The sequence below is a fragment of the Pseudomonas sp. RU47 genome, assembly GCF_004011755.1.
Classification (GTDB): Bacteria; Pseudomonadota; Gammaproteobacteria; order Pseudomonadales; family Pseudomonadaceae; genus Aquipseudomonas.
Genome location: NZ_CP022411.1, coordinates 2,573,731 through 2,587,740, shown reverse-complemented (window position 1 = coordinate 2,587,740; position 14,010 = coordinate 2,573,731). Strand labels below are relative to the sequence as shown.

Sequence of the window (14,010 nt, the reverse complement as noted above, 5' to 3'; positions counted from 1 at the left end):
TACAAAGGATCCATTCAGTTAAGTGTCACGACTACCAACTTCCGTATGGAATGCCATATTTATCGATATACCGCTTTGCCTTTTCACTCACCGGATAAGCGTAACGCCCTTCGTTCTTACCTTGGCTCGGCCCCAGTGGCTCAATTTCAGCCTGCGCTCGAGCGACTTTAACCGGGTGGTGGCAAGAGTCTCTTACCCAAACCTGCACAACACCACCGGGGGCCAACCCTAAATAAACCGACGCCATAAATCTCGCTTCCTGATCAGGCGTCTGCGGGCAACGTTGATTGACGGACGCCACCATCAACTGCCTGGCTTCTTCTGGGACTTCTACCCATGCCTGCCACGTTTTCTGTTCGACAATCGATTGCCAACGGACCCAGATGCGAACAGGTAAATCTGCTCCCACCACCCTCCTTCCGCTGCCGCCTACCCCACCTGTCCAACCTCGGGCGGACTCCGTTCCATCTTCAGGCTCTCCCCCCGCAGCGGTGCCGCCGCCGGTTTTGTAGAAAATCCTTCCTTTAATGTCTTGAACAGAACTGTTCTCTACCCAGACCTTCATGTAGTCCGGCTCGGTAAACGCCAACTCCCACCACTCGGATTTCGGGTCATTTTTTGCTGAAAGTGGATCAGCAGACTGGCACCCAGTAATCAACAGCGCGCATAGCAGGGTAAAAAGTACTTTCATCACCAAAGTTTCCAGTCAGCTACATGAGGGTGTTGTACGCGTATCGAGTCCGGCGTCGGGGCATTGATGTAAACGGCACGGACGCCACTGCCATCTCTGCGCCCGAGAGGATGGTTCCAATTTGCAGACATGTGAATGTACTTCAGCTTCAGCAATTGGTCTTCTTGGATTGAGGTGTCGTAACTACCCGCTAGAAATCGATCACACAGCGCTTGAAGCTCCGCGGGCACTGCCAACTCAGGCGTATCGGGAATGTCTTGAAACCGAACGCCCTTCTCTTTTGCCAATCGGTGCATCACTTGTAGATATACCCTGGAGAGCAAGCCACTCACAGGACGTTTGAGTTGCACTGCGGCATATACGCGCTTCATGCGTGGGCTGAGCCGATCTTGCTGATCAATTGGCAGAAGAAGGACATCGGGCGTGACGATCTCCAGCATCTCTTCTGGCCATCCTTTGGCAAGCCACTGCCCCTTCACCGTCACGGCATCACGGTAGATCGACGTAGTGGAGACATCGGTAAATTGGGACACTTCAAGCGTTTGCATCGGACTGACGAGCACGCACTCTTCGACCTCATCGCGGTAGCCACCGCCGATGTCGGAATGAACCCCGGGCAGAGTTATTTCCAAGTGATCCGCTTTAACGCGACTCAGAGCGAAGTTAGCCCGATATTCGTCACGCGCGGATAACTGCACGACATCAGTGAAGAAGCGGCGGTCGAGGTAAAGTTTGATTCCTGTTGCGATGGGACTTTTGATGTCCCCCAGATTCGACCAGCCAGCAATGGATGGCACCGTATCAAAAAGGCCAATAAAACCCATGTTGATGCTGCTTTTGTACTCTTCGATGAAGGTGCGGCTGAGGGCGCTGGCGTTGCTGCGCAACACTTCCCCGAGTGGCCCATGCTTTCCACGTACGACCTCGTTGGCAAAGTGTCTTGCTGCAGCAGCACCACGGCTGAAGCCGAATGCATCAAAGGTCAGGGACGTAATTTCACTATTGGGATTGTTATCCAGCACGTCCTTGATACGGGTTTTGATCTCTGCGAACGACAACTGAACACGTCCTGCCACGCCTGTATCGCCTCGGCCAGTACCACCACCTAACGTACTGTCCTTCTTGCCTGACTCAGTTCCTATTCCCTCGATATAAATCATCCGGAACGCTTGCTTCTGCAAACTATCTCCTTCGGCCCTTTGAGGTGCGAAGTACAGTTCGCTTAGTTTTTGAACATTGGTGGTGCTATTGGCGTAGCTGCTATCCGGATCCCTCATATAGGGCTGACAACTGGCGGGGATATCCTCGGGAGCTATGGGATGCTGCGCCCCACACAGCAATCCAGCCGCCGTGTTGTTCGCATTATTCCCAGTGCCATCAAAGAAAACCCCAATCCTCAACGCAATCCCGATTTTCTCAGGTTCGCGCGCGGGTTCTTTCCCGTGTTTCTCATATTCCGCCCAACGCTGGGCGTGAATATCGACGGGTTTGGCTTCTTCGTAACGGTAATTTTTCGGGGGGTTGGGTACGTAGCCACTCATCCATGTTTCCTGGTTCTGATCCTTGAGAACGGCCCGAAGGGTGACAGCCGAGGCTGGGGGGCGCAAGCCGTGGCCGTGTGCCAGCCGGGGTGTGACAGCGGGGTTCGACGAGGGTTTCCCCTCGTCGGGGTGGGGGTTAGCTGGCGATTTCGACGTTATCCAGCGCTTGGTTGACGGCGATTTCGCCGAGCATCACGACTTGGGCGATGCCCAGTGCGGTTTTGCGGTGCGGGGTGTCGAGCATGGCGGCGAAGTTGAGGAGCATTTCGCTGGCGGAGCCGAGGGTTTCGCTGGCGTTGGCGAGCAGGGATTCGCTGTTGTACTTCGGGTTGGCGAGGTACATGCGTTCAGGTTGTTCGGTGCTGGCCATGATTTGGCTGGCGGGTTTGAGGTAGTGGTCGAGGGCGCGTTCGGCGGCTTCGTGGAATCGCTTGGAGTCGGGGGATTCGTAAGGGGATGTGGGGTCGGTTTCTGGTGGGTTGGGTGTTGGTTTGATCATGGTGAAACTCCTAGTTAATAAAAAGGAGCCTTCACATTCGCTACCAAACGAAGGTGGCGGCCATACGCGGGTTGGTAGACCGGTAACTAGGACCCGGCACACCCGAAGGTGTCCTGCGCATGGCCACCATTGAGCAGAGACCTGATGAGGTCTGCGAACGGTTCGCGATGCGACTAGTTATGGCGGGCTACCAAACCCGATCACTGTTTTTCAGCGACCGACAGACGATAGAACCCGCGACCTAGACGCACAAGCCGGCGGATTCTGGCTTAGTCGTAGGTAACGGCGCAAGGCGTTGTAGGGTTTCGGTGGTTACTTGAGGCTTCGTTTAAACAGTGGTGGTTTTACTGTTTATTTCGGTCAGTGGTTGATGGGGTGACTGGGTGGGCGACTTCGCGAGCAGGCTCGCTCCCACAGGGGATTTGTGGTGGGTTTGGGGTTTGCGGTGGCTGGGCTGGCGTCTTCGCTAGCAGGCTAGCTCCCACAGGGGTTTGTGGTTGGGATTTGAGGTGGCTGGGCTGGCGTTATCGCGAGCAGGCTCACTCCTACAGGGGGATCGTGGTCACTTGAGGTCGAGTTGGGTGTCGGGGATTGTGCCGGAGAAAGTGGGTTCTACCGGGCCGCTCAGGGTGACGGGGCCGCTGCCGTTCCAGTGGACGGTGACGGGGCCGCCGTCGCATTCGACGTTGACGGTGTGGTCGAGCAGGCCTCGGCGGATACCGTTGACCGCTGCACCACATGAGCATGAGCCGGAGCCGAGCGGGATGGCGCCGTTGCGTTCCCAGATGCGCAGGCGGATGTGTTGGCGGTCGATGATTTGCACGAAGTGGACGTTGGTTTTTTGCGGAAACAACGGATGGGTTTCGAGGCTTGGGCCGAGGGCGGCGATATCGACGGAGCTGAGGTCATCGACGAAATAGGTGCAGTGTGGATTGCCCATGTTGCACGCGGTTGGGGCGCCGGCGAGCGGTAGAAAAAGCGTGTCGTGTTCTTGCGCCAGAGGGATGTCTTGCCAGTCGAACAACGGTTCGCCCATGTCGACGGCGATCAATCCGCTGGGCATGCGTTCGCAGGTGAGCAAGCCACGGTTGGTGCGCAGGGTGATCGATGTTCGGCTGGCTTCGCGCATCAACCTGTCCGCCACGCCACGGGTGGCGCTGCCGCACACGTCGAGCGCTGAGCCGTCGGCGTTCCAGAGTTCCACGCTCGCATCGGCGTCTGCGCAATCAAGGACCACGGCGAGTTGGTTGAAACCGATGCCGCGATGACGATCACCCAGGCGCCGGGCGAGTTGGCCGGTGACGGGGTTGGCAATGTTGCGTGAGTCGATCACGACGAAGTCATCGCCGTTGGCGTGCATCTTATGGAAGGTGAGTGGCATTCGCTGCGCCTCTGCTGCGCGTCATGTTGATCAGCGCTGAACGTTTGCCACCCGGCGCCGGGCGTTCTTCGATGGAGAACGGCACGAAGCCAAGTTTCGGGTAGAGCAGCAGGCCTGCGGTGTTTTCGTTGAAGCAGGAGAGTTGCACTTCCTTGGCCTGGTATTTTTCGAAACCCAGCGCGGTCATGGTTTCGACAATGTACCGCGCCACACCTTGCCCACGGGCGTAGGGCGCGACGATGACGTTGCCGATGCAGCAGATGCCATCGTGCTCAGCGCGGTAGAAGTTGGCGAAGCCGACGAACTCGCCGTTGGCCAGAAAAGCCTTGGAGTCGAAGCGTTGGCTGATTGCGCTGTGCATCTGCTCTTCCGTCAGCGGGAAGTTGGCTTTCGGGAACATGAAGAACAGCTCTTGTTCGCCTTGGGGAAAGCTGCAGAGGGTGTTGACGTCGTCGGCCGTCACTGGCCGGTGGGTGAAATTCATCGCTGCCCTGCCCTCACTTTTTACCCGCCAGATGATGCGCAACCAAGGCGTTGGCATGACCGTGGCCCATGCCGTGTTCCTCCTTGAGCCATGCCACCAGTTCCATGTGTTTCTTGTCGCTGATGCCGGCGAGCAGGTTTAGCCAGTGATCGATGGGCTGGCCGTATTTTTTCTCGATGGAGGGGAAGTACGACGCCGGGCCTTTTACCTTGTTGTCTTCGCTCATGCTGCAAGCTCCCTGTGGTCACGACGGAGGGTCGGCGGACGCTCCTTGTCGGCAGGTCATAGAGTGGACGCGAAGTGCGATTCCGGCAACTGCCCCGCTCTGCCAGACACCACAGAAACCCTGTAGGAGTGAGCCTGCTCGCGAAGGGGCCATGTCAGCCAAAATCATCGTAGGCTGACACACCGCTTTCGCGAGCAGGCTCGCTCCCACAGGGGTTGTAGTGGATCAGGGTTATTCGGTGCGGCCCGGCAGCATCCGCACGAGGGTGTTATCCCGCACCCAATAATGGTGAAACAACCCCGCCGCCGCGTGCAGCCCGATCAGCCAGTAACCGGTGCTGCCAATCAGTTCATGCCAGTACTTCAGTTGTTTGGCGAAGTCCGGGTCGATGGCCACGGGTGCCGGGACGTGGAAGCCGAAGTACGGGAACGGTTTGTCGGCGGCGGCGAGCATCAGCCAGGCGAGGATCGGTGTGGCGATCATCAGGCCGTACAGCGCCAGGTGTGTCAGGTGCGCGATGCCGGTCTGCCACGCTGGGGGTTTGGGCGTGATCGGTGGGCGTGGCGTGAGGCGGCCGAGCAGGCGGATCCACACGAGGGCGAAGATGCTCGCGCCGAACAGGCCGTGGAAGCCCATCAGCAAGCCGCGTGCTTCGCTGCCCTTGGGCAGGTAGCCCTTGATTTCGACGCATGCGTAGACGCCGACGAACAGCGCCAGCATCAGCCAGTGCAGGGTGATTGAGAGTTTTCCGTAACGGGTTACGGCGATGTCGTGGGACATAAGCTGCGCCTCTTGATTGTCGTGAGTGACGGCCGATTCGTTCGACCGCCTCGCTCCGGTTGTTGGGCGAACCGACGGCGTTACCCTGCCCGCCCAGTCTTAAGAGAGTCTGAAGACAGACCCTCAGGTTAACCTTTTTTTACCTTCAGACTTCGTTAAGAAATGGCTTGGATACTCCGCTCAAACCTATTGAGGGAGGCGTTCTGCCCATGCCCGAATTTGATTGGAACATCGCCCTGCCCCTGCGCTTCGGTCAAGCCGAAACACCGCAGATGACACTGACCGGCGCGCTGCCCGATGACACTCTGCGAGCGACGTTTGAAAGCTTTATCCAGCAACGTTTTCGCAAGGCCCATGGCGCCGACATCCGTCACTTCATGCCCGAGCTGTTCGGCATGCACAACGGCGATGGCGAGTTGTGCGCCGTGGCCGGGGTGCGTCGCGCGCATCTGGAATCACTGTTCCTTGAGCGCTATCTGGATGAGCCGATCGAGCCGTTGATCAGCGCGGCGGCAGATCGTCCGGTCGAGCGCAGCGCCATCGTCGAAGTCGGCAACCTCGCCGCCAGCGACACCGGCAGCGCGCGCCTGAGCATCATCGCCATCACCTACCTGCTGGCCATGGGCGGCCTGGAATGGGTGACGTTCACCGGCAACATCGGCCTGGTCAACAGCTTCCATCGCCTGGGTTTGACGCCAGTGACATTGTGCGCCGCTGATCCGGATCGATTGGGTGACGAGCGTCAACACTGGGGCAGTTATTACGAAAGTAAACCTTGGGTACACGTCGGCAACATCCGTGCGGGGTTCGTCCATTTGCGCGATATCGGCCTGTTTACCCGCCTGGGTTTGCCGGGCTCGATTGAAGGAGCCTGTCATGTCGCTTGAATTGCAACGCTTCCAGGAAACCTTGCGCGACCATGCCCGGCGCAATGACAACGCGACGGCCCTGTGGGGCGACACGCTGAAACTCGATTACGCCACGCTGTACGCCGAGGTGCTCTATCGCCAGGAGCGCCTGCGCGATGAGCAAGCGCAGGTGATTGCGCTGGCGTTGGACAACGGCGTCGACGCGATGCTGTGGGATCTGGCCGTGCTGTTTGAAGGCCTGACCTGTGTGACGCTGCCGCCGTTTTTCAGTGCGACGCAACGCGCCCATTGTCTGGAACAGAGCCAGGCCGAACGGGTGATCGCCGAGCCAGAACTGGGCGCCGAACTGCTCGCGGCTGGTTATGAACAACGTGGCGAGTTCTGGCGCCGCTCGTTCAGTGGCCCCAGTCGCATGCCGGCCGGCACCGCGAAACTCACTTTCACGTCCGGCACCACCGGCACGCCGAAAGGTGTGTGCCTGAGCGCCGACAGCCTGCTGCGCGTTGCGCGGGAGCTGGATCAGGCAAGCGAAGCCACCGGCCCGCAGCATCACTTGGCGCTGTTGCCGTTGGCGATCCTGTTGGAGAACCTCGGCTGTTACGCCGCGCTGTATGCCGGCGCCATGCTGAGTTTGCCGAGCCAGAAAACCCTCGGCATTCAGGGCGCCAGCGGCGTCGACATTCCGCGCCTGCTCGGTTATCTGGCCAGCCGCGCGCCGGAGAGTCTGATCCTAGTGCCGCAGTTGCTGCTGTTACTGGTCAGCGCCGCCGAACAGAAAGCCTTCGACCCGCGAAACCTGCGCTTTGCCGCTGTCGGCGGTGCGCGGGTGTCGGAGGGTCTGCTGCACCGCGCGCAACGGCTCGGGCTGCCAGTTTACGAAGGTTACGGCTTGTCCGAATGCGCGTCGGTGGTGTGCCTCAATCGGCCCGGCGCACGCCGCCCCGGCAGCGTCGGCCGGCCGTTGCCGCATGTCGAAGTGCGCCTGGCCGAGGACGGCGAAGTGCTGATCAAGGGCTCGACGTTGCTCGGTTATCTGGGCGACGCGCCGTACGCCGAGGAATGGTGGCCGAGCGGCGATCTGGGCGAGTTCGACCCGGAAGGTTTTCTCTATCTCAAGGGCCGCAAAAAGCACCAGTTCGTCACCAGTTTCGGGCGCAACGTCAACCCGGAATGGGTCGAGTCCGAACTGACCCAGCGCCGCCACATCGCCCAGGCGTTCGTTTACGGCGAAGCCTTACCGCGCAATCACGCCCTGCTCTGGCCGCATCGCCCGGACTGCACCGATACCGAACTGGCCGCTGCCGTCGCTGAAGCCAACGAGGCTTTGCCCGATTACGCCCAGGTGCATCAGTGGACGCGCCTGCCGCAACCCTTCACCGCCGCCAATGGCTTGCTCACCGCCAATGGCCGCCCGCGCCGCGACGCCATCGTCGCGCAGTACCACGCGCAATTGACCGAATCCGCTGTTTCCGAGGAGTCCGCATCATGAGTTTTTTTGACACCCTGCAAGAAGCCACGCAACAGGAACGCCACGCACTGTTCAACCTGCCGATCATCGTCGATGCCCTGCAAGGCAAGGTCAGCCTCGACAGCTATCGGGCATTTCTCGCGCAAGCGTATTACCACGTGCGCCACACCGTGCCGCTGATGATGGCTTGCGGTGCACGCCTGCCGACGCGCCTGGAATGGCTGCGCAAAGCGGTGGCCGAGTACATCGAAGACGAATACGGCCACGAGCACTGGGTGCTCAACGACATCGCCGCGTGTGGCGGTGACCGTGATGCGGTGCGCGACGGTCAGCCGTCGTTGTCGATCGAGTTGATGGTCAGCTTTCTTTACGACCTGATCGCCCGGGGCAATCCGGTCGGTCTGTTCGGGATGGTCAATGTGCTCGAAGGCACCAGCATCGCCCTGGCCACCCACGCGGCGGGCAGCATTCGCGAGCGTTTGGCGTTGCCGGAAACGGCGTTCAGTTACCTGAGCTCCCACGGTTCGCTCGATATCGAGCACATGCAGACCTATCGGCGGCTGATGAATCAGCTCGAAAATCCTGCCGATCAAGCCGCCGTGATCCATGCCTCGAAAGTCGTCTATCGCCTGTACACCGACATGTTCCGTGGCTTGCCGCGTGACGCGGAGGCTCAACATGCAGCTGCGTGATGCGCGGGTGGTGCTGACCGGTGCCAGTGGCGGCATCGGCCTGGCCATCGCCGAAACCTTGTGCGCCGCCGGTGCCCACGTGCTCGCGGTGGCGCGGCATCAGGAGGCACTGCTGCCGCTGATCAAACGCTACCCCGAGTCGTTGTGCTGGGTCGGCGCCGACCTGACCTTCCTCAGCGACCGGCGCAAAGTGCTGGTCGCCGCCGAAGCCATCGGCGGCGTCAACCTGCTGATCAACGCCGCCGGGGTCAATCACTTCGCCATGCTTGAACAGCTGGATGACAGCGACATCAACGCGATGCTGGCGGTGAACATCAGTGCACCGATGTGCCTGACCAAACTGCTGTTGCCGCTGCTCAAGCAGGCCGACAGCGCCATGGTGGTCAACGTCGGTTCGACCTATGGCTCGATCGGCTACCCGGGTTACGCCAGTTATTGCGCGACCAAATTCGCTTTGCGCGGGTTTTCCGAGGCGCTGCGCCGCGAGCTCGCCGACACCCGCGTCAGCGTGCTGTACGTCGCGCCCCGCGCCACGCGCACCTCGATGAACAGCGCCGCCGCACAAGCGTTGAACGACGCACTCAAGGCCAACGTCGACGATCCGCAAACCGTGGCCTCGGCGGTGATCCATGCGATTGCCGGTGATCGTCGCGACCTCTACCTGGGCTGGCCGGAACGCTTCTTCGTCCGCCTGAACAATCTGCTGCCGCATCTGGTGGATCGAGGCCTGCGCAAGCAGTTGCCGCTGATCCGCCGTCTCAGTGAAAAACCTGACCACGAGTCGCCAAAGCCATGAAAAAACTATCCGCATGCCTGTTGCTCGCCGCCTTGAGTCAAAGTGTCTGGGCGCTGGAACCGGCCGACCAGCAACGTCTCGAGGGCATCCAGCAGAGCTGGGCGCACATCCAATATGAAGTGGCGGAAAAACAGCGCGCCGCCGCGTTCGAACAATTGGCCAACGAGGCCAACACGTTCACCACGCAGCGCCCGGCGGTGGCCGAAGCGTGGATCTGGAAAGGCATCGTCACCAGCAGTTGGGCCGGTGCCGAGGGTGGCCTCGGCGCACTGGGCAAAGCCAAGGACGCCAAGGCCGATCTGGAAAAATCCCTGACCCTCGACCCCAAAGCCCTGCAAGGCTCGGCCTACACCAGCCTCGCCGCGCTGTATGACCGCGTGCCCGGCTGGCCCATCGGTTTCGGCGACAGCGACAAGGCCGAGCAACTGCTCAAGCAAGCCTTGCAACTCAACCCCAACGGCATCGACAGCCTGTACTTCTGGGGCGATCACCTCTACCGTCAGAAGCGCTACGCTGAAGCCAAAGCAGCCCTGCTCAAAGCCCAACAAGCCGCGCCGCGTCCGGGCCGGGAAAGTGCCGATGCCGGGCGTCGCAAAGAGATCGCCGCCCTTCTGGTGGACGTGAACAAGAAACTCGACTGACAGGAGTCCGCGTGCGTTTATTACTGGTTGAGGATGACGTGGCGCTGGGTGAAGGCATTCATCAGGCGCTGGGCCGCGAGGGTTACACCGTCGACTGGCTCAAGGACGGCAGCAGCGCGTTGCATGCGCTGCTCAGTGAAACCTTCGATGTCGCCGTGCTCGATCTCGGTCTGCCACGCATGGACGGCCTGCAAGTGCTGCGCCGCCTGCGCGACAGCGGTTCGAATCTGCCGGTGCTGATTCTGACTGCCCGCGACGCTACTGAAGACCGCATCGCCGGGCTCGACGCCGGAGCCGACGACTACCTGATCAAACCGTTCGACCTGGATGAACTCAAGGCACGCTTGCGCGCCCTGTTGCGGCGCAGTGCCGGGCGCGCCCAGGCGTTGATCGAGCATGCCGGCATCAGCCTTAACCCCGGCACCCAGCAAGTCAGCTATCAGGGCCAGCCTGTGGCCCTGACGCCCAAGGAATATCAGTTGCTGCACGAGCTGCTGTCGCCACCGGGCCGGGTGATGACCCGCGATCAACTGATGCAACTGCTCTACGGCTGGAATGAAGAAGCCGAAAGCAACACCCTCGAAGTGCACATTCATCACTTGCGCAAGAAGTTTTCCACCGACCTGATCCGCACCATCCGTGGTGTCGGTTATCTGGTGGAGGAGCGTCGATGACCTCGATCCGCCGCCGCACGCTGACCTTGATCATCGGCCTGTTGCTGGCCGGCCTCGCGGTGCTCAGCACCTTCAACCTGCACGACAGCAACCACGAAATCGCCGAAGTCTACGACGCACAATTGGCGCAGAACGCGCGCCTGCTGCAAGGCGTGATGCGCATGCCCTTGGCCAGCAAACAGCACGCCGAACTGTACCAGGCGTTCAACTCGGCGCTGGGCGAAGCGGTGCCGCGCGGCGAAGGTCATCCTTACGAACGCAAAATCGCTTTTCAGGTGTGGAATCCTGCCGGTGATGTGCTGGTGCACACCGCCAGCGCACCGTCCTTCAAGGCACCACCGACGCAGCCCGGCTTCAGCGATGTAGTGGACCTGAACAATCGTCACTGGCGCGCCTTTCTCCTTGAAGACAAACAGAACGGCCTGCGCATCTGGGTCGGTGAGCGCGACGATGTGCGCGCCGATCTGGTTGACCGCATCGTCCGCCACACCCTTTGGCCGAATGTGGTCGGCAGCTTGCTGCTCGCGGCGATGGTCTGGCTGGCCATCGGCTGGGGCCTCAAGCCCTTGGCGAACATGGCCGAAACTCTGCGCGCCCGTCACAGCGGTTCGCTGGAACCGTTGCAACTGGCGCCGCTGCCCAGTGAGCTGGAACCGATGCAGGCAGCGCTCAACCGTATGCTCGCGCAGATTCAGGAAGTGCTTGGCCGCGAACGGCGCTTTATCGCCGATGCCGCCCACGAAATGCGCACGCCGCTGGCGGTGCTGCGGGTGCATGCGCAGAACCTGCAGGAGGCCGGCACCGAACAGGAACGGCGCGAATCGCTGGCGTTTCTGATCGCCGGGGTCGACCGCACCAGTCGCTTGGTCAACCAGTTGCTGACCATGGCGCGCCTGGAGCCGAAACCCAATCCCCCGCCGTTGCAACCCATCGACCTCAGCGAAACCGTGCGCAACAGCCTGGTGCAACTGACGCCATGGTTGCTGAGCAAACACCTGGAACTGGCCTTTGAAGACAGCGCTGAACCGTTCAACATCATGGCCAGCCCCGGCACGATCGACATTGCCCTGAACAACCTGATCACCAACGCTGCGAACTTCTCCCCCGAACACGGGGTGATCACCGTGCTGCTCAGCCAGGCTGAGGGTTTCTATCACTTGAGCGTCGAAGATCAGGGGCCGGGCATCGATGAAGCGGACCGGGCGCGCTTGTTCGAACGCTTTTACAGTCGCGGCAATGCCAACGGTGCGGGGCTGGGACTGACCATCGTCAACACCATCGCCACGCAGTTGGGCGGACGGATCACTTTAGTCAACCGCGCGGAGGGCGGCCTGCGCGCGACCTTATCGATCCCTGACGGGCAACCGCTCCCCGCATCGCAACGCAGCACTCGCGAGCCGCCGCAGAGTTGAGCCTGTTGCGGGGCCACGAGCGCCATTGCCCGTTAAAACAGTGGCCGCGCGTCGGAATCTGATCCAGATCAGCTTCCGGGGCTGACATCGGTGTAGAACAGACTCAGCGCACTCTCCTGCGCGTTGCTCGTTCAGCCCCGATGGAGGCTCATCTCATGCTCACTGTCAAAGACCACAATGACCGCGCGGCGCCGGCCTATGCCGCGCACCAAGGTGAATACTGGATCGAGTCGCTCAGGGATGGCCGCCACGTCTTGGTCCGTGCCCTGGCCGCCAAGGATCGCCAACGCGAATATGCGTTCATCAAGCGCTTGTCGCCCGAGTCCCGGCACCTGCGTTTTCTCGCGCAGATCAGTGAGCCGGGCACCGCGTTGCTCGATCAGTTGATGGACGTCGATTACAAACAACGCGCGGCCTTCATCGCACTGGTTCACGAAAATGGCGAATTGATCGAGATCGGCATCAGCCGCTACGCCGCCACGGGCGAACAGGACTGTGAATGCGCCGTCACGGTCGCCGATGAATGGATGCACCTGGGCCTGGCCACGTTGCTGATGGAACATTTGATCAAGGCTGCCCGGCACAACGGTTTCAAGCATCTGTATTCGGTGGATTCCGCCAGCAACACGGCCATGCGCGACCTCGCCCGATCACTGGGCTTTGAAACCCACAGCGATCCTGATGATGCCCACCAGGTCATTCATCGCCTGAGTCTGTAACGCCATCCCTGCGCCCCGTACCTTTAAACGTTGCGGGGCGCGTTGCCGATCACGGCGTGATTGCCACCTTCATCACCCCATCGCGCTGATGCGCGAACAGTTCATAGGCGGCTTCGATATCGTCGAGTTTGAAGTGGTGGGTCACCAGCGGCGACAGATCGACGCCACCGCTTTGCACCACCGCCATCAACCGGCGCATGCGTTCCTTGCCGCCGGGGCACAGGGTGCTGACGATGCTGTAATCGCCCAGTCCCGCCGCGAAGGCATCGTAGGGAATGCGTAGGTCCGACGCGTAGACACCCAGACTCGACAAGCGTCCGCCCGGGCGTAACACCCGCAAGGCAGATTCGAACGTGCCTTGGGTGCCCAAGGCTTCGATGGCCACATCCACGCCGCGCCCCTCGGTCAACGCCATGATTTGCTCGACCACGTCGCCGTCCTTGAAGTTGACCACATGGGTCGCGCCCAACTGCCGCGCGACGCTCATGCGCTCGGCCACCGCGTCGACGCCAATGATCACGCTCGCGCCCTTGAGCCGCGCCCCGGCCACCGCGCACAGACCGATCGGCCCCAGCGCGAATACCGCAACGCTGTCGCCGATACTGACTTCGCCGCGTTCGGCACCGGAGAACCCGGTGGACATGATGTCCGGGCACATCAGCACTTGTTCGTCACTCAGCTCGTCGGGGATCGGGCACAGGTTGGCCAAGGCATCGGGCACCAAGACGTACTCCGCCTGGCAGCCATCGATGATGTTGCCGAATTTCCAGCCGCCGGTGGCGCGAAAACCGTGGCGGGTGTCCGGCCCGTCCTGGGAGCCGCAGCCACACAGGCAGGCATAGCTTTGGCCGCTGGGGGTAATCGCGCCGGCAATCACCCGTTGGCCTTCGAAAAATCCGCGCACCTGTGAGCCAAGTTTCTCGATCACGCCGACCGGTTCGTGACCGACGGTCAAACCTTTGGCCACCGGATACTCACCACGCAGGATATGCACGTCGGTGCCGCAGATCGTCGTGGTGGTGATACGCACCAGCGCGTCCAGCGGGCCAACCTCGGGGATCGATTTGTCATCCAGCACGATGCGATTCTTTTCGACGAATCTCGCCGCTTTCATCATGGCCATGATCAAGACTCCTG

Annotated in this window: 16 protein-coding genes; 8 read left to right on the top strand and 8 right to left on the bottom strand. The window is 60.9% G+C overall.

Going from position 1 to position 14,010, the window contains the following annotated elements; all coding sequences use genetic code 11:
* Nucleotides 1–31 precede the first annotated feature (31 nt).
* From CCX46_RS11855 to CCX46_RS11820, 7 genes are all read right to left on the bottom strand, one after another.
* On the bottom strand, nucleotides 32–691 hold the full coding sequence (locus tag CCX46_RS11855; RefSeq protein ID WP_127926798.1) for a DUF2931 family protein: 660 nt from the start codon (nucleotides 689–691) through the stop codon (nucleotides 32–34).
* Nucleotides 691–2,232, bottom strand: coding sequence for a phospholipase effector Tle1 domain-containing protein (locus tag CCX46_RS11850; protein WP_127926797.1), 1,542 nt, complete (start codon nucleotides 2,230–2,232; stop codon nucleotides 691–693). The genes CCX46_RS11855 and CCX46_RS11850 overlap by 1 nt, the downstream gene beginning before the upstream one ends.
* A gap of 136 nt (nucleotides 2,233–2,368) precedes the next feature.
* Nucleotides 2,369–2,731, bottom strand: a complete 363-nt coding sequence (locus CCX46_RS11845) for a DUF6124 family protein (protein ID WP_127926796.1) — start codon at nucleotides 2,729–2,731, stop codon at nucleotides 2,369–2,371.
* Between the two features lie 562 nt (nucleotides 2,732–3,293).
* Nucleotides 3,294–4,112: a diaminopimelate epimerase gene (gene dapF / locus CCX46_RS11840; protein WP_127926795.1), complete on the bottom strand. Its 819-nt coding sequence runs from the start codon at nucleotides 4,110–4,112 to the stop codon at nucleotides 3,294–3,296.
* On the bottom strand, nucleotides 4,093–4,596 hold the full coding sequence (locus tag CCX46_RS11835) for a GNAT family N-acetyltransferase (protein WP_127926794.1): 504 nt from the start codon (nucleotides 4,594–4,596) through the stop codon (nucleotides 4,093–4,095). The genes dapF and CCX46_RS11835 overlap by 20 nt, the downstream gene beginning before the upstream one ends.
* A gap of 13 nt (nucleotides 4,597–4,609) precedes the next feature.
* Nucleotides 4,610–4,822: a DUF4287 domain-containing protein gene (locus CCX46_RS11830; RefSeq protein ID WP_034152439.1), complete on the bottom strand. Its 213-nt coding sequence runs from the start codon at nucleotides 4,820–4,822 to the stop codon at nucleotides 4,610–4,612.
* Nucleotides 4,823–5,053: 231 nt separating this feature from the next.
* Nucleotides 5,054–5,602 (bottom strand): cytochrome b, encoded by a 549-nt coding sequence (locus CCX46_RS11820; RefSeq protein WP_127926792.1) that lies wholly within the window; start codon nucleotides 5,600–5,602, stop codon nucleotides 5,054–5,056.
* Nucleotides 5,603–5,811: 209 nt separating this feature from the next.
* Here CCX46_RS11820 and CCX46_RS11815 point away from each other — a divergent pair, with 209 nt between their 5' ends.
* The 8 genes from CCX46_RS11815 to CCX46_RS11780 all read left to right on the top strand — a co-directional run bounded on the left by CCX46_RS11815 (nucleotide 5,812) and on the right by CCX46_RS11780 (nucleotide 12,873).
* Nucleotides 5,812–6,489, top strand: a complete 678-nt coding sequence (locus tag CCX46_RS11815) for a thermostable hemolysin (RefSeq protein ID WP_127926791.1) — start codon at nucleotides 5,812–5,814, stop codon at nucleotides 6,487–6,489.
* On the top strand, nucleotides 6,479–7,960 hold the full coding sequence (locus CCX46_RS11810) for an AMP-binding protein (RefSeq protein WP_127926790.1): 1,482 nt from the start codon (nucleotides 6,479–6,481) through the stop codon (nucleotides 7,958–7,960). Before CCX46_RS11815 ends, CCX46_RS11810 begins: the two co-directional genes overlap by 11 nt.
* The gene (locus tag CCX46_RS11805; protein ID WP_127926789.1) at nucleotides 7,957–8,631 is read left to right on the top strand and encodes a TenA family transcriptional regulator; all 675 of its coding nucleotides are present in this window, start codon (nucleotides 7,957–7,959) and stop codon (nucleotides 8,629–8,631) included. The genes CCX46_RS11810 and CCX46_RS11805 overlap by 4 nt, the downstream gene beginning before the upstream one ends.
* Nucleotides 8,618–9,427, top strand: coding sequence for an SDR family oxidoreductase (locus CCX46_RS11800; RefSeq protein ID WP_127926788.1), 810 nt, complete (start codon nucleotides 8,618–8,620; stop codon nucleotides 9,425–9,427). Before CCX46_RS11805 ends, CCX46_RS11800 begins: the two co-directional genes overlap by 14 nt.
* Nucleotides 9,424–10,068 carry a tetratricopeptide repeat protein gene (locus tag CCX46_RS11795; RefSeq protein WP_127926787.1) on the top strand — a complete coding sequence of 215 codons (645 nt, stop codon included), beginning with the start codon at nucleotides 9,424–9,426 and terminating at the stop codon, nucleotides 10,066–10,068. The genes CCX46_RS11800 and CCX46_RS11795 overlap by 4 nt, the downstream gene beginning before the upstream one ends.
* Nucleotides 10,069–10,079: 11 nt before the next feature.
* On the top strand, nucleotides 10,080–10,742 hold the full coding sequence (locus tag CCX46_RS11790; protein ID WP_007910671.1) for a response regulator: 663 nt from the start codon (nucleotides 10,080–10,082) through the stop codon (nucleotides 10,740–10,742).
* Nucleotides 10,739–12,154 (top strand): ATP-binding protein, encoded by a 1,416-nt coding sequence (locus tag CCX46_RS11785; RefSeq protein ID WP_127926786.1) that lies wholly within the window; start codon nucleotides 10,739–10,741, stop codon nucleotides 12,152–12,154. The genes CCX46_RS11790 and CCX46_RS11785 overlap by 4 nt, the downstream gene beginning before the upstream one ends.
* Before the next feature lie 155 nt (nucleotides 12,155–12,309).
* Complete coding sequence (locus CCX46_RS11780; RefSeq protein WP_127926785.1) at nucleotides 12,310–12,873, top strand: GNAT family N-acetyltransferase; 564 nt, start codon at nucleotides 12,310–12,312, stop codon at nucleotides 12,871–12,873.
* Nucleotides 12,874–12,922: 49 nt separating this feature from the next.
* Here CCX46_RS11780 and CCX46_RS11775 read toward each other — a convergent pair whose 3' ends face one another.
* Nucleotides 12,923–13,996: an NAD(P)-dependent alcohol dehydrogenase gene (locus CCX46_RS11775; protein WP_127926784.1), complete on the bottom strand. Its 1,074-nt coding sequence runs from the start codon at nucleotides 13,994–13,996 to the stop codon at nucleotides 12,923–12,925.
* Between the last annotated feature and the right edge of the window lie 14 nt (nucleotides 13,997–14,010).